Annotated in this window: 18 protein-coding genes; 16 read left to right on the top strand and 2 right to left on the bottom strand. The window is 63.2% G+C overall.

The window, feature by feature from the left end:
• Positions 1 to 3 precede the first annotated feature (3 nt).
• Positions 4 to 2,466, top strand: a complete 2,463-nt coding sequence (locus MGMSRV2_RS19200; protein ID WP_024082048.1) for a helicase-related protein — start codon at positions 4 to 6, stop codon at positions 2,464 to 2,466.
• Between the two features lie 85 nt (positions 2,467 to 2,551).
• Positions 2,552 to 3,097, top strand: a complete 546-nt coding sequence (locus tag MGMSRV2_RS19195; protein ID WP_024082047.1) for a hypothetical protein — start codon at positions 2,552 to 2,554, stop codon at positions 3,095 to 3,097.
• Positions 3,098 to 3,104: 7 nt separating this feature from the next.
• Here MGMSRV2_RS19195 and MGMSRV2_RS19190 read toward each other — a convergent pair whose 3' ends face one another.
• Both MGMSRV2_RS19190 and MGMSRV2_RS19185 read right to left on the bottom strand, forming a co-directional pair.
• The gene (locus MGMSRV2_RS19190; protein ID WP_024082046.1) at positions 3,105 to 3,314 is read right to left on the bottom strand and encodes a DUF6967 family protein; all 210 of its coding nucleotides are present in this window, start codon (positions 3,312 to 3,314) and stop codon (positions 3,105 to 3,107) included.
• Between the two features lie 9 nt (positions 3,315 to 3,323).
• Complete coding sequence (locus tag MGMSRV2_RS19185) at positions 3,324 to 4,193, bottom strand: TauD/TfdA family dioxygenase (RefSeq protein WP_024082045.1); 870 nt, start codon at positions 4,191 to 4,193, stop codon at positions 3,324 to 3,326.
• A gap of 413 nt (positions 4,194 to 4,606) precedes the next feature.
• Between MGMSRV2_RS19185 and dsrA the strand changes: the two genes are divergently transcribed.
• The 14 genes from dsrA (at position 4,607) to MGMSRV2_RS19115 (ending at position 17,640) form a co-directional block, all read left to right on the top strand.
• Positions 4,607 to 5,857, top strand: a complete 1,251-nt coding sequence (gene dsrA, locus MGMSRV2_RS19180) for a dissimilatory-type sulfite reductase subunit alpha (protein WP_024082044.1) — start codon at positions 4,607 to 4,609, stop codon at positions 5,855 to 5,857.
• A gap of 24 nt (positions 5,858 to 5,881) precedes the next feature.
• Positions 5,882 to 6,952, top strand: a complete 1,071-nt coding sequence (dsrB, locus tag MGMSRV2_RS19175) for a dissimilatory-type sulfite reductase subunit beta (RefSeq protein WP_024082043.1) — start codon at positions 5,882 to 5,884, stop codon at positions 6,950 to 6,952.
• A gap of 11 nt (positions 6,953 to 6,963) precedes the next feature.
• Positions 6,964 to 7,323, top strand: coding sequence for a sulfurtransferase complex subunit TusD (gene tusD, locus MGMSRV2_RS19170; RefSeq protein WP_024082042.1), 360 nt, complete (start codon positions 6,964 to 6,966; stop codon positions 7,321 to 7,323).
• Positions 7,324 to 7,334: 11 nt separating this feature from the next.
• Positions 7,335 to 7,718: a sulfurtransferase complex subunit TusC gene (gene tusC, locus MGMSRV2_RS19165; RefSeq protein WP_144084345.1), complete on the top strand. Its 384-nt coding sequence runs from the start codon at positions 7,335 to 7,337 to the stop codon at positions 7,716 to 7,718.
• A 12-nt stretch (positions 7,719 to 7,730) separates the two neighbouring features.
• On the top strand, positions 7,731 to 8,039 hold the full coding sequence (gene tusB, locus MGMSRV2_RS19160; protein ID WP_024082040.1) for a sulfurtransferase complex subunit TusB: 309 nt from the start codon (positions 7,731 to 7,733) through the stop codon (positions 8,037 to 8,039).
• A gap of 25 nt (positions 8,040 to 8,064) precedes the next feature.
• Positions 8,065 to 8,397 (top strand): TusE/DsrC/DsvC family sulfur relay protein, encoded by a 333-nt coding sequence (locus MGMSRV2_RS19155; protein WP_024082039.1) that lies wholly within the window; start codon positions 8,065 to 8,067, stop codon positions 8,395 to 8,397.
• Between the two features lie 104 nt (positions 8,398 to 8,501).
• A complete protein-coding gene (locus MGMSRV2_RS19150) occupies positions 8,502 to 9,230 on the top strand; it encodes a respiratory nitrate reductase subunit gamma (protein WP_024082038.1) in 729 nt (242 codons plus the stop codon).
• A 2-nt stretch (positions 9,231 to 9,232) separates the two neighbouring features.
• On the top strand, positions 9,233 to 10,744 hold the full coding sequence (gene dsrK / locus MGMSRV2_RS19145) for a sulfate reduction electron transfer complex DsrMKJOP subunit DsrK (RefSeq protein ID WP_041633808.1): 1,512 nt from the start codon (positions 9,233 to 9,235) through the stop codon (positions 10,742 to 10,744).
• A gap of 26 nt (positions 10,745 to 10,770) precedes the next feature.
• Positions 10,771 to 12,723: an NAD(P)-binding protein gene (locus MGMSRV2_RS19140; RefSeq protein WP_024082036.1), complete on the top strand. Its 1,953-nt coding sequence runs from the start codon at positions 10,771 to 10,773 to the stop codon at positions 12,721 to 12,723.
• A 2-nt stretch (positions 12,724 to 12,725) separates the two neighbouring features.
• The gene (locus tag MGMSRV2_RS19135) at positions 12,726 to 13,091 is read left to right on the top strand and encodes a cytochrome c3 family protein (RefSeq protein WP_024082035.1); all 366 of its coding nucleotides are present in this window, start codon (positions 12,726 to 12,728) and stop codon (positions 13,089 to 13,091) included.
• Positions 13,088 to 13,819 (top strand): sulfate reduction electron transfer complex DsrMKJOP subunit DsrO, encoded by a 732-nt coding sequence (gene dsrO / locus MGMSRV2_RS19130; RefSeq protein ID WP_024082034.1) that lies wholly within the window; start codon positions 13,088 to 13,090, stop codon positions 13,817 to 13,819. Before MGMSRV2_RS19135 ends, dsrO begins: the two co-directional genes overlap by 4 nt.
• 2 nt (positions 13,820 to 13,821) lie before the next feature.
• Complete coding sequence (gene nrfD / locus MGMSRV2_RS19125; RefSeq protein WP_024082033.1) at positions 13,822 to 15,012, top strand: NrfD/PsrC family molybdoenzyme membrane anchor subunit; 1,191 nt, start codon at positions 13,822 to 13,824, stop codon at positions 15,010 to 15,012.
• A gap of 83 nt (positions 15,013 to 15,095) precedes the next feature.
• Positions 15,096 to 16,343 (top strand): GGDEF domain-containing response regulator, encoded by a 1,248-nt coding sequence (locus MGMSRV2_RS19120; RefSeq protein WP_041633806.1) that lies wholly within the window; start codon positions 15,096 to 15,098, stop codon positions 16,341 to 16,343.
• A 124-nt stretch (positions 16,344 to 16,467) separates the two neighbouring features.
• On the top strand, positions 16,468 to 17,640 hold the full coding sequence (locus MGMSRV2_RS19115; protein WP_024082031.1) for a hypothetical protein: 1,173 nt from the start codon (positions 16,468 to 16,470) through the stop codon (positions 17,638 to 17,640).
• The last annotated feature ends 2 nt before the right edge of the window (positions 17,641 to 17,642 follow it).

Genomic DNA, 17,642 nt, shown 5'->3' with positions numbered 1-17,642 from the left:
GCCATGGCGGGGCGGGTGCTGGCCGTCCTCGGGCCGACCAATACCGGCAAGACCCATTTTGCCATCGACCGCATGCTCGGCCATGCCTCGGGCATGATCGGCTTTCCCCTGCGCCTGCTAGCGCGGGAAAATTACGACCGCATCGTCAAGGCCAAGGGCGTGGCGCAGGTGGCCCTGATCACCGGCGAGGAAAAGATCATCCCCGCCCATCCCCGCTGGTTCGTCTGTACCGTCGAATCCATGCCGCTGGACCGCCGTGTCGCCTTTTTGGCGGTGGACGAAATTCAGCTGTGCGCCGACCCGGAACGCGGCCACATCTTCACCGACCGCCTGCTCAATGCCCGTGGGACCGAGGAAACCGTGTTCCTGGGGGCCGAAACCATCAAGCCGCTGATGCGCCGGCTGGTGCCGGGGGTGGAATATTCCTCCCGCCCGCGCCTGTCATCACTGACCTATGCCGGGGCGAAAAAGCTGAACCGGCTGCCGCCCCGCTCCGCCGTGGTCGCCTTTTCGGCGTCGGAAGTCTATGCCATGGCCGAATATGTGCGGCGGCAACGGGGCGGCGCGGCGGTGGTATTGGGCGCGCTCAGTCCCCGCACCCGCAACGCCCAGATCGGGCTTTATCAGGCGGGCGAGGTGGATTACATCGTCGCCACCGATGCCATCGGCATGGGGCTCAACATGGATGTGGACCATGTGGCCTTCGCCGGCCTGCGCAAGTTCGACGGACGCAGCCCGCGCCCGCTGGCCGCCACCGAGATCGCCCAGATCGCCGGGCGCGCCGGCCGCCACATGAACGACGGCACCTTCGGCACCACCGCCGATATCGCCGGCATCGATGCGGATGTGGTCGAGGCGGTGGAAAACCACAAATTTCAGCCGCTTGCGGCGTTGTCGTGGCGCAATGCCGATCTGCGCTTCACCAGCACCGAAGCCCTGCTGGCCAGCCTGGACCGCGCCCCCGAGGCCAAGGGCCTGATCCGTGCGCGCGAGGCCGATGACCAGCAAGCCCTGACCATCCTGGCCGCCGATGACGGGATCAAGGCGCTGACCACCCATCCCGAGCGGGTCAAGCTGTTATGGGACGTCTGTCAGGTGCCCGACTTCCGCAAGGTGATGGCCGACAACCACACCCGGCTGCTGGGCCAGATTTTCCGCCATCTGTGCGGACCGGGGCGGCGGTTGCCCACCGATTGGCTGGCCAATCACGTGGCCCGACTGGACCGCAGCGACGGCGAGATGGACACGCTTTTGGCCCGTATCGCCCATGTGCGCACCTGGACCTATGTTTCCCATCGCGCCGATTGGGTGACCGATCCCGCCCATTGGCAAGAAAAAACCCGGGTGATCGAGGACAAGCTGTCCGACGCCCTGCACCATTGCCTGACCCAGCGTTTCGTCGACCGCCGCACCTCGGTGCTGGTGCGCGCCATGCGCGACGACGCCCATTTGCTCGGCGCCGTGGCCAAATCGGGCGAGGTGCTGGTGGAAGGCCAGTTTGTCGGTCATCTCGACGGCTTCCGCTTCGCCGCCGACAGCGCCGAGGGCGCGGTGGCGGCCAAGGCGGTGCTGGCCGCCGCCGCCCGCTCGCTGAAACCGGAAATGGCCGCCCGGGTGGCGCGGCTGGTGGCGGACGACGATCAATCCTTCGCGCTGGACCGCCACGGCCACGTGCTGTGGGATGGGCAGGCGGTGGCGCGGCTGGCGACCGGTCATGACCGCCTGTCGCCACAGGCGGAATTACTGCCCACCGATCTGCTGGAGCCGGCCCAGCGCGAACGCGTGCAAAGGCGACTGAATCAATTCGTCATCACCGCCATCGCCCCGGTTTTCGCCCCGCTGTTGACCCCACCGGCTGAATTATCAGGCGCAGGTCGCGGCTTGCTGCATCAACTGGCCGAGGGTCTGGGCTCGACATCACGGGCCGAGGCGGAGGCCCAGGTGGCGACCTTGACCGAAACCGACCGCCGCATCCTGGCGGCCCAAGACATCCGCCTGGGACTGGAAAGCGTGTTCATCCCGGCGCTGCTGAAAACCCATGCCCAAATGCTGCGGGCACAATTATGGGCGGCCCATGCGGACCAGCCCCTGCCGCCCTGGCTGCCCAATGGCCAGGTCAGTCTAGCGGTGGGCACCCTGCCCCCGGCCTATCTGACCGCCCTGGGCTATCGCTGCCTGGACGGGCTGGCGGTCCGCGTCGATATGCTGGAACGCTTCACCGCCCAATTGCGCGCCCTGGCCCGCACCCATCCCGACGGCTTCGCCCTGCCGCCACCGCTGGCGACCATGCTGGCGGCCAAGGCGGACATGGTACACCAAGCCTTGACCGTCCTGGGCTGGCGCCAGGGCGATCAAGGCTGGCAAATGCCGCGCCGAGGCCACACCAAGCCCCGGCCCAAACCGATCAAGACCCAGGATTCCTCGCCTTTCGCCATACTGCGGGAGCGGCATGCGCCTAAACATTGAAAACCGGCGATAAAGAGGGGTATGCTGGCTCGGTTCAGGTAGGTGCCTGATTGCGCCCAAAGGGCGTTGCTTTGAGGTGTCACTCATGGGAATCGGCAGAATCGCCACGTTCCTGAGTTCGTTGTCTCCCGGTTCGGAATCCGCCGCATTGGCGGCTTCGGACGAGGTGAGCGCTGATTCCGCCCGCATGACGGAACAGTCCGGCGGCGCCCGCGACCGCCGCCAGCCGCAAGACAGCAATCAGACCGGCGACATCACCCAGCAACTGCAAACCATGATCGCCGCCGTGCGGCAGTTGAACGACAACGCCGTGCAGCAAGGCGCCGCCATCGCCGTGTCATCAGCCGGCGCCCAGTTGAAGAACGCCGTCACCGGCCTGGGCCACCTGCTGGCCGCCGTTGATGCCCAGGTGCTGGCCGGGGCCGCCCACACCCAGATCAAGCAAGCCAACGACGTGGTCGACGCGGTCGAAGCCGGCATCGCCGGCACCCAGGCGGCAACCGAACAATTGCTGCGGCAGATGCCGGCGCAACAGGCGCAATACGCCCAGGAAACCTCGCAACGTTTCCAGGCGGAAATGCGCCAAGCGCTGGATCGGGTACGCGGCTCGCTGGCCCCGTTCCAGCGCTGATTCCTCCTTATTCCGTCTTGGCCCAGTCTTGAAGATGCGAGGCCAGTTCGCGCGCCGTCTTTTCATCCAGATCGATGATGGTGAAGCGTGCCCGTCCCTCCTTGATGCGCAGCCGTAGCATGCGCAGGCCGCTGTCATGATCGACCGCGCTCAAGGATAAATGCCGGCTCCACGGCGCTTCGATCTCGGCCAGGGGGGTGATGGTTTCCTCGGACATCGACTTCTCCTAAACGCCGCTGATGGCGTCGTGATAACGGGCACGGTACAGCAAACGGGGCTGCGCCGGATCATCGGTGAAGCGTTCGCGCGTGTGCAGCACGTTGTTGCACAGCAATCCCCAACCCGGCTGCAACAGGCCGGTGAACAATTCGGCGCCGCTTTCAAGGATATCGCGGATAACCTGGGCGGCGGCGGCGGCTTCGGGGTGCCATTCCACCGACCGGGTCCGCGCCGTATAGCGCATGCCCAGCCGCCCGTCCTCGACAAAGAACACCGGCCCGGTCATCGCCGGGCGGGTCATACCCTCGTCCTCGTTACCGGGAATGGTCATGGCATCGGGGCGGTTCAACGCCGCGATCAGTGCCGGGTCTCGCTCGCGTAGCGCGATATACAAAAGCTCCGGGTCCATCAGCCGATTTTCGCCGCCCGCCGCGGCCGGGCGGACACAATGCAGGATCAGACCGCGCACGCGGGCTTGCGGTCGGTTGTAATAGCCGTCGGTATGCCAGGCGATGGGCCGTTCGGTATAAGGGATATAGCGGCTGCGCGGGCCGTCGGCGGCCACCGCCAAGGGCGTGATGCCGTCATCGTCGGCCAGATGATTGCGGTCCAGCGACACCAGCCCGAAGGCGCGGCCCAAGGCGGCCAGCGCCTGTTTGTCGTCCCGCCCTGGGACGGGCTTGGTTTCGGCATAGATCACCATGTTGGCACGACGCAGACGATCACCCAGCGCAGCGTGTTCCGCAGGGCTCAATGCCGCCATATCGCCCACCTCGACCACCAGATCGGTGAGCGCTTTTGGCTTGTCCGTCAGTTTCCGATCACGCCAGCGGCCATAAGCGGAAGCATCGTCGAGGGCGAAGGGATTGCCGCTCATGCCTTTTCTCGCATCGCACAATAATCCTCGCGCTTGCAGCAAATAACGGGATTCCAGCGACTTACCCCATAGGGCCACTTGCGAATCACGCGCATTAAAAACTCCCGCCGACGTTTTTCAATTTTGCTAAAAGAATCCGCTTGGATCAAACAAGTCCATAATATTATGATCCATTAATGTAACAAGGGCGAATGGTCCGCCGCCACCATCATGGGCAGGCAGGAACCGATAAAAAAGCGCCCAACGGGGACGGCTCCAAGGCAGGCGAAAAGCTTCCTGGATGCGAAGAGAAGAGAGGGAACCACGCCCGTGCCGGCACGATGCCGGCGTGGGTGGCGTAGGGGGACGCGTGCGCCCGGCGGTTGTCGCTGGACGCGGCCCTTCAATAATGACGGTCAGGGAGATCAAGGACGATGTCGAAGAAGATGCCGGAGACGCCGCTGCTGGACCAGCTGGAAAGCGGTCCGTGGCCGAGCTTCGTGACCGGGCTGAAGCGGCTGGCCACGGACGAGGGCAAGCCCTATGCCGATTACATGAAAAGCCTGCTGGGTCAGCTGGAACTCAGCTACGAAACCCGCAAGGGCTATTGGAAGGGCGGCACGGTCGGCGTGTTCGGCTATGGCGCCGGCGTCATCCCGCGCTTTTCCGAAGTGGCCGACAAGCACCCGGAATCGTCGGAATTCCATACGCTGCGCATCATGCCGGCACCGGGCTTCTTCTATGACACCAAGACCTTGCGCGATCTGTGCGACATCTGGTCCGAACATGGTTCCGGCCTGATCGCCCTGCACGGTCAATCGGGCGACATCATGATGCAGGGCTGCCGTACCGAGCAGGTGCAGCAGGCCTGGGACAAGATCAACGAGCTGGGCTTCGACATGGGCGGCGCCGGCGCCGGCGTGCGCACCGCTGCCTCGTGCATCGGCCCGGCGCGGTGCGAGCAATCGTGCTACGACACGCTGAAGGCCCATCGCACCATCATCAACGACTTCACCGACGACATCCATCGTCCCAGCCTGCCCTATAAGATGAAGTTCAAGTTCTCGGGCTGCGCCAATGACTGCGCCAACGCGACGCAACGCGCCGACGTGGCCATCATCGGCACCTGGCGCGACGACATGCAGGTCAATCAGGACGAGGTGAAGGCCAAGGTCGCCCAGCTGGGCCGCAAGGAATTCATCAATCAGGTCATCCGCATGTGCCCCAGCCAGGCGCTGGCGCTCAATGACGACGACACCTTGGACATCGACAACAAGTCGTGCGTGCGCTGCATGCATTGCATCAATGTCTGCACCAAGGCGCTGAAGCCGGGCAAGGATCGCGGTATCGCCATCCTGGTCGGCGGCAAGCGCACGCTGAAGATCGGCGATCTGATGGGCTCGGTGCTGGTGCCCTTCATGAAGCTGGAAACCGACGAGGATTATGAACGCCTGCTGGAGATGGCCCACAACATGCTGGACTTCTTCGCCGAAAACGCCCTGGAACACGAGCGCACCGGCGAGATGATCGAACGCATCGGCGTGGTCAATTATCTGGAAGGCATCGGCCTGGAGCTGGACGTCAACATGATCGCCCAGCCGCGCACCAATTCCTATGTCCGCACCGACGGCTGGGACGAGGAAGCGCGCAAGTGGAACGAGCGCAAGACCAACGCGGCCGAATAAGCAAGATAAAGGGAGATTTCGACCATGAGCGAACTGCGCCGTCCCATCGAAAGCGGCGTGCCCGAGAGCACGCAATTCATGCACCCGGTGTTGCGCAAGAATTACGGCCAATGGGCCTGGCACGACCGGCCGCGTCCGGGCGTGCTGCGCCACGTGTCCCAATCGGGCGAGGCCATGTACACGGTGAAGGCCGGCACCCAGCGGCAGATGGACGTCTATACCATCCGCAAGCTGGCCGACATCGCCGACGAGTTCTGCGACGGCTACATCCGTTTCACCATCCGTTCGGCGGTCGAGTTCATGACGCCGAAGGAAGAAAACGTCCAGCCGCTGATCGACCGTCTGGAAGCCGCCGGCTTCCCGGTGGGCGGCACCGGCAACTCGGTCGGCTTCATCAGCCACACCCAGGGCTGGCTGCATTGCGACATCCCCGGCACCGATGCCTCGGGCGTGGTCAAGGCGCTGATGGACCAGTTGGTGGACGAGTTCAAGAACGAGGACATGCCCAACCGCGTCAAGATCACCACCAGCTGCTGCCAGATCAATTGCGGCGGCCAGGGTGACATCGCCATCAACGTCCAGCACACCAAGCCGCCGGTGATCAATCACGAGCTGGTGGCCGGCGTGTGCGAACGCCCCGCCGTCATCGCCCGCTGCCCGGTGGCGGCCATCCGTCCGGCCCTGGTCAATGGCAAGCCCAGCTTGGAAGTGGACGAAAAGAAGTGCGTGTGCTGCGGCGCCTGCTATCCGCCCTGCCCGCCCATGCAGATCAACGATCCGGTCAATTCCAAGATCGCCATCTGGGTCGGCGGCAAGCATTCGTCCACCCGCTCCAAGCCCATGTTCCACAAGCTGGTCGCCGCCGGCATTCCCAACAACGCACCCCGTTGGCCGGAAGCGTCGGAAGTGGTGCGCAAGATCCTTTATGCCTACAAGGCCGATGCCCGGGCGTGGGAACGCATGGGTGAGTGGATCGAACGTATCGGCTGGCCGCGGTTCTTCGAACTGACCGAACTGCCGTTCACCAAGTACCACGTGGACAATTGGCGCGGTGGCCGCGCCAATCTGAACACCTCGGCCCATCTGCACTTCTAGGGGAATGGGGTATGAAGTTCGGCATTCTGGTCAATGAGGGACCGTATAACCATCAGGCGTCCGACAGCGCTTATCGCTTCGCCAAAGCGGCGCTCGACAAGGGGCACGAGATTTACCGCGTGTTCTTCTATTACGACGGCGTCCTGAATGCGACCAAGCATTCGGAGCCGCCGTCGGACGACCGCAACGTGATCAAGAACTGGCAGAAGCTGGCCGAGGATCACAAGGTCGATCTGGTGGTCTGCGTCGCCGCCGGCCTGCGCCGCGGCATCGTCGAGGACAGCTTGGCCCCCGGTTTCCGTATTTCCGGGCTGGGGCAACTGATCGAGGCCGGCATCCAGGCCGACCGTATGGTCACCTTCGGCGATTGATGGGGGAAGACATGGAAGAAGAATACGAAGGCGGCGTGGTCAAGAAGTTCATGTTCGTCAACCGCAAGGCCCCCTATGGCACCATCTATGCGCTGGAAGTGCTGGAAATGGTGCTGATCTCGGCGGCTTTCGACCAGGATGTGCACATCGCGTTCCTGGATGACGGCATCTACCAGATCAAGAAGGGCCAGGACACCAAGGAACTGGGCATGAAGAACTTCTCGCCCACTTACCGGGCCCTGGAAGGCTACGACATCGAAAAGCTGTTCGTCGAACGCGAAAGCCTGGAAGAACGCGGCCTGACCGAGGATGATCTGCTGGTCCCGGTCGAAGTCATCAGCCGCGCCGAAATGGGCGCACTGATGGCCGGCATGGACGTGGTGTTGACGGCGTAGGGGGGAACGACAATGAGCACTTTGCACACCGTCAACAAATCGCCGTTCGAACGCTCGGCCCTGCAAGCCTGTCTGGGCCATGCCCAGGCCAGCGACAGCGTGCTGTTGATCGAAGACGCGGTGATGGCCGCGCTTTCCGGCAACGCCTTCGCCGCCAAGCTGGCCGATGCCGGGCAAAGCGTGAAGCTGTTCGTGCTGGGGCCCGACCTCAAGGCGCGCGGGCTCGACCCGGCCAAGGTGGCCAGCGGCATCACCGTCATCGACTATGATGGCTTCGTCGATCTGGCGGCGGAAAATTCCACCATCCATTCATGGCTTTGATAACAAAAAGAGGGAGTGAACACAGATGGCTTACGAAGTGAATGGCAAGACCATTGAGGCCGACGAAGAAGGTTTTCTGGTCAACATCAACGACTGGAACGAGGAACTGGCCGGCCTGGTCGCCAAGGACGAGGGCATCGACATGTCCCCCGAGCACTGGGAAGTCGTCAACTTCCTGCGCGAATATTATGCCGAGTACCAGATCGCTCCGGCGGTGCGCGTACTGACCAAGGCCATCGCCAAGAAGATGGGGCCCGACAAGGGCAACAACAAGTATCTGTACGAGTTGTTCCCCTATGGCCCCGGCAAGCAGGCGTGCAAGATCGCCGGCCTGCCCAAGCCGACCGGTTGCGTCTGATATTTTAATGACCCGATGCTGCCCCCGCTTCGGCGGGGGCTCTTTTCCCGCCCCGTTTCGGGGGCGAAAGGTGACGCTTGTCCGCAGGCTGACACGAGGGTGACGTGACGACCTTTTTCGCCGTTCTGTACTATGCGGCCTTCGCCGTGCTGGTGGTGGGTGTGGGGCTGAAAATCGCCCAATACGCCCGCGTCCCGGCGCCGCTGAAGATCCCCACCACCCCGGCGCCCTTGACCCGCTCGGGCGCGGCTTTTCGGGTGGGGCGCGAGGTCGCCTTGTTCGAAAGCCTGTTCAAGGCCAACAAGCCGTTGTGGATTTTCGCCATGGTCTTCCATCTGGGCCTGGCCCTGGTGCTGATCCGCCACCTGCGTTATTTCCAGGACCCGGTGTGGCTGCCGGTCGCCCTGTTGCAGCCCTTCGGCATCTATGGCGGCATGGCCATGATCGCCGGTCTGGCGGCGCTGCTGGTCCGCCGCATCATCGTTGCCCGCATCGCCTATATCAGCGGCCCGTCCGATTACGCCATGCTGGTGCTGCTGCTGGCCATCGGTGCCAGCGGCATGATGATGAAGATGGTCGCCCATACAGACATCATCGCCGTCAAGGCGTTCTTCACCGGCCTTATGGTGTTCGAGCTGCGGCCGCTGCCCGCCGACCCCATCCTGGGCCTGCATCTGCTGCTGGTGGCGGCCCTGATGCTGGTGTTCCCGTTCTCGAAGCTTTTGCATGCGCCGGGCATTTTCTTCAGCCCCACCCGCAATCAGGCCGACGACCCGCGCGAGCGCCGCCATCTGGCGCCCTGGGCCGCCGACCTTGAACGCGAGAGGACTTGACCATGGCCGATATCGAAATCCCCCCCATGGGCGATCCGGGCGAACGCGCCATGCCCTGCCTGAAGCCGGGCGCCATGGCCGCGTCCAAGCCCTATGTGGCCACTGCTGTCCATAACGAGCCCCTGGGCTTTCCCGGCGAGTTGGTCCCCGACTGGCAGGAGAAGGGCATCGCCCGCATGGGCGAATTGTTGGGCAAGTACAAATCGTTGCAGGTGTTCATGGACATCTGCGTCAAATGCGGCGCCTGCACCGACAAATGCCATTATTTCATCGGCACCAACGACCCCAAGAACATGCCGGTGGCGCGCCAGGATCTGTTCCGCTCGGTCTATCGCCGCTATTTCACCCCTGCCGGCAAGGCGTTGGGTTCGGTGGGCCTGGGCAAGCTGGTGGGCGCGCGCGAGTTCACCAAGGACGTGCTGGACGAGTGGTTCAACTATTTCCATCAATGTTCGCAATGCCGCCGCTGTTCGGTGTTCTGCCCCTACGGCATCGACACCGCCGAGGTGTCCATGGCGGCGCGCGACATCATGGACAACATCGGCCTGGGCCATAAATACGCCAACGAGATTTTGGGCAAGGTCCATAAGATCGGCAACAATCTGGGCCTGCCGGGACCAGCGCTGATCGACAATCTGGAAGGCCTGGAAGAAGACCTGAAGGACGAAACCGGCCTGGATATCCGCATGCCGGTGGACGAAGCGGGCGCCGAGATCCTGCTGGTGACGCCGTCGGCGGATTACTTCGCCGAGCCGCATGTCCTGGGTCTGATGGGCTATGCCAAGGTGTTCCACGCTGCCGGCACCTCGTGGACGGTGTCGACCAAGGCGACCGAGGCCGCCAATTTCGCCCTGTTCATCGGCAATTACGAGCAGATGCGCAAGGTCGCCATGCGCATCCGCGAGGCGGCCTTGGAACTGGGCGTCAAACGCATCGTCTTCGGCGAATGCGGCCACGCCTGGCGCGTCGCCTATTCCTTCCTCAACACCTTGATCGGTCCCATGGACTTCCTCGATCCGCGCTATCCGGCGCCGCAGCATATCTTGGAATTCACCTACGACCTGATCAAGCGCGGCGGCATCAAGCTGGACAAGTCGGGCAATGACGGCATGGTCCTGACCTTCCACGATTCGTGCAACGTGGCGCGTGCCAGCCGCATGGGTGATTTCGAGGGCGGCCAGTTCGTCATCCCGCGCGAGGTGATCAAGGCCTGCGTGCCGAAATTCGTCGACATGCACCCCGACACCACGCACGAGAAAACCTTTTGCTGCGGCGGCGGCGGCGGTCTGTTGACCGACGAATTGATGGATTTGCGCATCAAGGGCGCCGCGCCCCGCATGGAAGCGCTGACCGATGTGGCCAAGCGCGAGGGTGTCACCCACATGGCGGCGATCTGCGCCATTTGCAAGGCGCAGTTCACCAAGGTGCTGCCCACATACGGATTCGACCGCGAGATGGTGGTGTCGGTTCACCAATTGGTGAGCAACGCCATCATCTTGGGCAACAACGACTGAAAAAATCAGTTTCAGGGAGAGGGTTCATGGCCAAAACCACCGCCAAGGCGATCACCGAAGGCAAGAACTTCCGCCGCTACAAGGATGGCGCCACCGAATATCCGCAGTGGACCGACGCCATCTTCCAGGCGAGCTGGTCGCACAAATGCCCCACCTATGTGCTGCGCACGCCGCCGTGCTCGGGCTCGTGCCCGTCGGGGCATGACATTCGCGGCTGGCTCGACATCGTCCGCGGCATGGAAAAGCCAGCCGCCGATCAGTCTTGGCAGCAATACGCCTTCGCCCGCATGACCGAGGCCAACCCCTTCCCCTCGATCATGGGCCGCGTTTGCCCGGCGCCGTGCGAGCAGGGCTGCAATCGCAACATGGTCGAGGAACACATCGGCATCAATTCGGTCGAGCATTTCATCGGCGACTGGGCCATCCAAAACGCGGCGGGCTTCGCCGCCCCGGCGGTGGAAACCGGCAAGCACGTGGCCGTCATCGGCGGCGGCCCCGCCGGCCTGTCGGCGGCCTATCAATTGCGCAAGCGCGGCATCGCCGTCACCTTGTTCGAGGCCAATGCCGAGTTGGGCGGCTTCATGCGCTACGGCATCCCCGGCTATCGCGTGCCGCGTGATGTGCTGGATTCCGAATGCAAGCGCATCATCGACATGGGCGTCACCGTCAAGACCGACACCCGTGTCGGCCGCGACATCACCATCGCCCAGTTGGAAGAACAATTCGACGCGGTGTTCTGGGGGGTCGGCACCCATAAGGGCCGTGGCCTGCCGGTGCCGGGCTGGGAAGGCACGCCCAATTGCGTGTCGGGCATCGCCTTCCTCAAGGCCTTCAACGAGGGTCGCCTGCAAGCGGTCACCGGTCGCATCATCGTCGTCGGCGGTGGCGATACCTCCATCGACGTCGCCTCGGTCGCCCGCCGCCTGGGCCACATCAAGGAAGTCTCGGCCCAGGATCGCATCGAACACGTGATCTTCGGCGAGGCCGCCCACGACGTCGCCAGCGCCGCCAAGCGCGAAGGCTGTGAAACGACGCTCACCAGCCTGTTCCCGGTGGAAAAGATGATGGCGGCCCAGCGCGAGGTCGACGACGCCAAGCGCGAAGGCATCGACATCAAAGGCGGCGTCATGCCGCTGGAAGTGCTGAAAGGCGCCGATGGCCGCGCCATCGGCCTGAAAATGTGCAAGTGCACCATGAACGGCATGGTGCCCGAGCCCCAGGCCGGCACCGAATTCATCATCGAGGCCGATCTGATCGTCGCCGCCATCGGCCAGAAGGGCGATCTGGAAGGCCTGCCCGAACTGGATAACGGCAACGGCTTCATCAATGCCGACAAGACCATGCGCATCCCCGGTCGGCCCAAGCATTTCGTCGGCGGCGACGTGGTCCGTCCGCATCTGTTGACCACCGCCATCGGCCATGGCCGCATCGCCGCCGCCTCCATCGCCGAGTTCCTGGAGACCGGCGAGATCAGCAAGCGGCCCAAGGTCGACGTGCATCACTGGAAGCTGTTGAACAAGCTGCGCGAGACCAATCTGTCGCCGGCGGAATATGACGGCCAGCCCACGCGCGGCACCTCGGATGCCAAATTCGCCGTGCATAATTATGAAGATCGCGGCGCCAACGACATCATCACCCATGAAGACTTGTTCCTGGGCCATTTCACCCACAATCCGCGCCGCCACCGCCAGGAAATCCATATCGGCGCCGACGAGGTGATCGGCAATTTCACCGAACGCCTGCTGCCCTTGGACGAAAAGCAGGCGGTGGACGAGGCCAAGCGCTGTATGTCCTGCGGCCTGTGCTTCGAATGCGATAATTGCGTGGTGTTCTGCCCGCAAACCGCCGTCAGCCGGGTGGCCAAGAACGAGCGCACCACCGGGCGCTATGTCGAGACCGATTATTCCAAGTGCATCGGCTGCCACATCTGCGCCGATGTCTGCCCCACCGGCTTCATCCAGATGGGCTTGGGGGAATAGGCATGGGCATGCGGGCGGTCATGCTGGCCCTGCTGCTGGTGCTGATGCAGTGGCAGGGTGCCTGGGCGGCGGAAGCCGGTCCCCAATTCCCCAAGGCGCAAGGGCAATGCGTCGAGGATGCCGGCACCATGCGCCGGCACCACTTCGACTTCCTGAAGCATCAGCGCGACGACACCATGCGTGAGGGGATAAGGGGGGCCAAGCACAGCCTGAAGGAATGCGTGTCCTGTCACGCTGTGCATAAGGACGGCAAGGCCGTACCGGTCAACGCCCCCGGTCAGTTCTGTGCCTCGTGCCATGACTATGCGGCGGTCAGCATGGATTGCTTCACCTGCCACGCCACCACTCCGGGCGAGGGAAAGCCATGACCCAAGCACCCAGCCGCCGCGATCTGTTGAAGGGCGCAGCCCTGGGGGCGGTCGCCATCGCCCCCGGCCTGACCCTGATCGCCCCCGCTGTTCAGGCCCGCCCCGCCGGCATTCCCGCCAGCGCCGTCAATCGCTGGGGCCTGTTGATCGACACCAGCAAATGCGATTCCGGTTGTACCGCCTGCGTCGATGCCTGCAAGACCGAGATGGGCCTGCCCGCCCTCGACCGCCCGGCCACCGATGCCCAGTACATCCGCAAGGTCGACGTCAAAGACCCCAAGACCGGGCATCAGCATTCGCTGCCGGTGATGTGCCAGCATTGCGCCAAGCCGCCTTGCGTCGATGTCTGCCCCACGGGGGCCAGCATGAAGCGGGCCGACGGTATCGTTTTGGTCGATCGTCACATCTGCATCGGCTGCCGCTATTGCATGATGGCCTGCCCCTACAAGGCGCGGTCCTTCGCCCACGAAGACCAGAGCAAGCAGAAGGCCCATAACCCACGCGGTAAGGGCTGTGTCGAGGGCTGCACGTTGTGCGTCCACCGCATCGATGCCGGCGGTCGGCCCGCTTGCGTCGAGGCCTGTGCCGACACGGGCCGCGCCGCCATGATCTTCGGCGATCTCAACGATCCCAATTCCGAGATCTCGCGGCGCCTGTCCAAGGAAGCCAGCAGCCGCATCCGCGCCGATCTCGGCCTGGACCCGGCCATCCGCTATCAGGGGATTTAACCATGAAGCGCATCGACTATCTGTCCGTTCGCGCCTGGACCCCGGGCTGGCTGATGCTGATGGCGGGCTTGGCCGTGATCGTCGCCCTGGCCGGGGCGGCGGTGTTGTACATGGAACACCAGGGCCACCACGTCACCGGCATGACCAATCAGGTGGTGTGGGGCATGCCACACGTCTTCGCCATCTTCCTGATCGTCGCCGCCTCGGGCGCCTTGAACGTGGCCTCCATCGGCTCGGTGTTCGGGCGCGAGCCCTACCAGCCACTGGGGCGGTTGTCGGCTTTGCTGGCCATGGCCCTGCTGGCTGGCGGCCTGGGGGTTCTGGTGCTTGATCTGGGCCGGCCCGACCGGCTGATCGTCGCCATGACCCATTTCAACTTCAAATCCATCTTCGCCTGGAACGTCATCCTCTATTCCGGCTTCTTCGCCGTGGTCGGGGTTTATCTGTGGACCATGCTGGATTGGAAGATGAAGCGGGCCTACAAGCCCGCCGCGATTACCGCCTTTGTCTGGCGACTGGTGCTGACCACCGGTACCGGCTCCATCTTCGGCTTTCTGCTGGCGCGCGACGCCTATAATTCGGCGGTGATGGCGCCATTGTTCATCGCCATGTCCTTCGCCTTCGGCTTGGCCTTATTCATCCTCTTCCTGCTGGGCTCCGCCACGGCGCTGGAACGGTCGCTGTCCCTCGACCTTTTACGCCGTATGGGCAAGTTGCTGGCCCTGTTCGCCGCCGCCAATCTGTATTTCGTCGCGTTGCAGCACGGCACCGCGCTCTACATGGCTGATCGCGGACCGGTGGAAGCCTTCATTCTGATGAACGGCGGCATCTACACCATTTTGTTCTGGGGCGGTCAGGTTCTGCTGGGCGGCATCGTCCCCATGGCCCTGCTGTTTCGACAGCAAGCGACCCGCTGCCATATCCGCTTCGCCTCCCTGATGGTGGTGGCCGGCGGGATGGCCCAGGTCTATGTCATCCTCATCGGCGGTCAAGCCTTTCCGCTCGGCCTGTTCCCCGGCATGGAGGTGTCGTCCAGCTTCATGGACGGTCAGGTGGCCGCCTATGCCCCCACCTTGGCCGAAATCCTGCTGGGCCTCGGCGGCTGTGCCCTGGCTTTGGTCATCACCATCGTCGGCATCAGTGCGTTTCGCATCCTGCCGGCCGAACTGGGAGCGACGGAAGCAAGGGAATAAGCCCCCCCTTACCCTGTGCATAGTGCTGTGCTAAGGTCATGGCGGGTGTATGCGAGGGACAGGGGAAAGGTGCCGGGCGCAGCATGACCACCATTCTTGTCGTCGATGATTCCAAGTTTTTCCTGTCGGTTCTCAGTTCCAAGCTGCGCTCCGCCGGCTTTTCGGTGATCGGCGCCGCCTCGATCGCCGAGGCGCGTGTCGTGCTGGAAACCCGCCGCGACGAAATCTTCATGGCGCTGTTGGATTTGTTCCTGCCCGACGGCCCCGAGGGCGAGGTGGTCGATCTGGCCATTTCCTTCGGCGTGCCCTCGGTGGTGTTCACCGGTAATTATTCCGAGGATACCCGCGACCGCGTCCTCTCCAAACGGGTCATCGATTATGTGGTCAAGGACGATCCCAGCAGCCTGGACTATCTGACCTCGCTGGTACACCGGCTGGACCACAACCGCTCGATCCGGGCCATGGTGGTGGACGACGCCACCACCGCACGCAAATACATCGCCGATCTGCTGGCGCTTTATCAGTTCCAGGTGGTCGAGGCCACCAATGGCGAACAGGCCTTGCAGCGTCTGGCCGATACCGACAACATCCGGCTGGTCATCACCGATTATCACATGCCGGTGATGGACGGCTTTCAACTGATCAAGAATATCCGCAAGACCTGGCGCCGCGATCAGGTGGCGGTGATCGGGGTGTCGTCTTCAGGGTCAAGCACGCTGTCGGCCAAGTTCATCAAAAGCGGCGCCAATGACTTTTTGAACAAACCGTTCCTGCGCGAGGAATTCTTTTGCCGCATCGCCATGAACGTTGACCTGATGGAACAGGTGGATGCGCTGAAGGCAGCGGCGACCACCGATTACCTGACCGGCATCCCCAACCGCCGTTCGTTCTTCGAGCGCGCCCAGCCGCTTTTAGCCGCCGCCCAACGCGGTCAGGCCGAGGTAGCGGTGGCGCTGATCGATCTGGACCATTTCAAATCCATCAATGACAGTCACGGGCACGAGACCGGCGACACCGCCCTGGCCACCGTCGCCCGCCTGCTGGTGGCGGAATGCCGGCAAACCGATCTGGTCGCCCGTTTCGGCGGCGAGGAATTCTGCGTGCTCGCCTTCAATCTCGCCGGTGAAAGCCGCGACGCGTATTTTGAACGACTGCGCAGCCGTATCAGTGATCTGAACCTGGATTTCAACGGCCAGCCGATCACGCTGAGTGCCAGCATCGGCGTGTCGAGCAATGTCCAATTGGGGCTGGACGGCATGATCGCCGAAGCCGACCAGCAGCTTTATCGGGCTAAACAGGAAGGCCGCAACCGGGTTTGCTGGCTGGACTGATCCGGACAATTTTACTCAAATTATCTTTAGTTGTTGTTTTATTTTATCAACAACACCATTTGTTGCATTTCATTTATCATCGGTTCATCTTGATTATGCCCCCCGCTTTTTGTGGACCATGATCATGAGTGCCGTTGCCCCCGCCCTAGCCCCGTTGCCGCCCCTTATTCCGCCAGCCCAGCCGGTGGAAACCATCCGCGGTTTGCTGCGGCGCGAGGTCGCCATGGTGCTTAAGGATGCCATGCCGGCCCTGACCCTGGTGCCGGTGGAGAAGGTCTATGACCACGTCATGGCCGACCCCATCTTGCTGGAGCAGGCGTTTCGGGTGCTGCGGGCGCAGCCGGAATTGTTCAAGGACATCATCACCACGCCGACCCGAACCATGCCGCAAAGCGACACCGACGCCTTGTGGTGCGGTCGCACCTTGGCGGAAGGCATCGCCCTGGTGGTGCGCGCCTGCGCCCGGCGCTATTTCAAGCAACGGCTGAAGGCGAAAAAATTCGCCCCGCTGCGCCAGCCCGACATCGGTTTCTGGCGCGCGCTTGGCGTTTTGGTCGGCTTGGCCGAACCGCCCCGCCCGGTGACGCGCAAGCCTCAGCCCAGTGCCGGCGACAAGCTTTACGCCGCCATGCGCGATCTGCTGCGTTATGAATGGCAGGTGCCGCTGATCCCGGCCTATTCCAACCTGTCGCCGCAACTGGTCACCTCGTTGGGTGAAAAGCTGTTGGAATACCGCGATCCGCTGAAGGTGCAATTGCTGTCCGAGCAGACCACCGAAAACGCCCTGGTCGATGGCAAGCTGCCGCTGCTTTTGTCCGACGCCCACCGGTTGATGAGCGCCGCGTCCGACAACATCAACGCCGAAGTCTTATGGAACGTCTGCCAGAAGATGCGCATGGCGGCGCTGTTTCCCGGCTACGACACCGCCGAAATGCGCAAGGCGGTATCGCTGGTGGCCGCCACCAGCCCGGCGGCGCTGAAGATTTTGATGCCGGTGCTGGGCGACGATATCCGCAAGTTCACCCTGTACCTGTTCACCGTCTACGGCACTTTCGGACCGGCCCGCTATCGTCAGGTGCTGGGGGCGCAGTGCCAGAATTGGGTGGTCGAGGGCATGGCTCAACGCATCGCCAAGGAACAGCCGCTGTCCGGCACCCATGAAGAAATGAAACGGACCATCGAAAGCTGGTTGGACAGCACCTTGGAGACGGTCACCACCGACGAAAGCCAGCGTGGCGCCATGCTCGACGCCCTCGACAAGGTGCCGGACAAGGGTAAGGGAAAAAGCAAGGCTTGAAA

The sequence above is a fragment of the Magnetospirillum gryphiswaldense MSR-1 v2 genome (genome assembly GCF_000513295.1).
GTDB classification, from domain to species: Bacteria; Pseudomonadota; Alphaproteobacteria; order Rhodospirillales; family Magnetospirillaceae; genus Magnetospirillum; species Magnetospirillum gryphiswaldense.
Note: the sequence above shows the minus strand (reverse complement) of the source record. Positions and strands in the feature narration are given on the sequence as shown.

Coding starts and splice junctions, on each gene's coding strand:
- tusD (WP_024082042.1), top strand. CDS start 6,964: ATGAAGTTCGGCATTCTGGTCAATGAGGGACCGTATAACCATCAGGCG.
- dsrB (WP_024082043.1), top strand. CDS start 5,882: ATGAGCGAACTGCGCCGTCCCATCGAAAGCGGCGTGCCCGAGAGCACG.
- dsrO (WP_024082034.1), top strand. CDS start 13,088: ATGACCCAAGCACCCAGCCGCCGCGATCTGTTGAAGGGCGCAGCCCTG.
- MGMSRV2_RS19115 (WP_024082031.1), top strand. CDS start 16,468: ATGAGTGCCGTTGCCCCCGCCCTAGCCCCGTTGCCGCCCCTTATTCCG.
- tusC (WP_144084345.1), top strand. CDS start 7,335: ATGGAAGAAGAATACGAAGGCGGCGTGGTCAAGAAGTTCATGTTCGTC.
- nrfD (WP_024082033.1), top strand. CDS start 13,822: ATGAAGCGCATCGACTATCTGTCCGTTCGCGCCTGGACCCCGGGCTGG.
- tusB (WP_024082040.1), top strand. CDS start 7,731: ATGAGCACTTTGCACACCGTCAACAAATCGCCGTTCGAACGCTCGGCC.
- dsrA (WP_024082044.1), top strand. CDS start 4,607: ATGTCGAAGAAGATGCCGGAGACGCCGCTGCTGGACCAGCTGGAAAGC.
- dsrK (WP_041633808.1), top strand. CDS start 9,233: ATGGCCGATATCGAAATCCCCCCCATGGGCGATCCGGGCGAACGCGCC.
- MGMSRV2_RS19155 (WP_024082039.1), top strand. CDS start 8,065: ATGGCTTACGAAGTGAATGGCAAGACCATTGAGGCCGACGAAGAAGGT.
- MGMSRV2_RS19135 (WP_024082035.1), top strand. CDS start 12,726: ATGGGCATGCGGGCGGTCATGCTGGCCCTGCTGCTGGTGCTGATGCAG.
- MGMSRV2_RS19185 (WP_024082045.1), bottom strand. CDS start 4,193: ATGAGCGGCAATCCCTTCGCCCTCGACGATGCTTCCGCTTATGGCCGC.
- MGMSRV2_RS19200 (WP_024082048.1), top strand. CDS start 4: ATGGCGGGGCGGGTGCTGGCCGTCCTCGGGCCGACCAATACCGGCAAG.
- MGMSRV2_RS19140 (WP_024082036.1), top strand. CDS start 10,771: ATGGCCAAAACCACCGCCAAGGCGATCACCGAAGGCAAGAACTTCCGC.
- MGMSRV2_RS19190 (WP_024082046.1), bottom strand. CDS start 3,314: ATGTCCGAGGAAACCATCACCCCCCTGGCCGAGATCGAAGCGCCGTGG.
- MGMSRV2_RS19195 (WP_024082047.1), top strand. CDS start 2,552: ATGGGAATCGGCAGAATCGCCACGTTCCTGAGTTCGTTGTCTCCCGGT.
- MGMSRV2_RS19120 (WP_041633806.1), top strand. CDS start 15,096: ATGACCACCATTCTTGTCGTCGATGATTCCAAGTTTTTCCTGTCGGTT.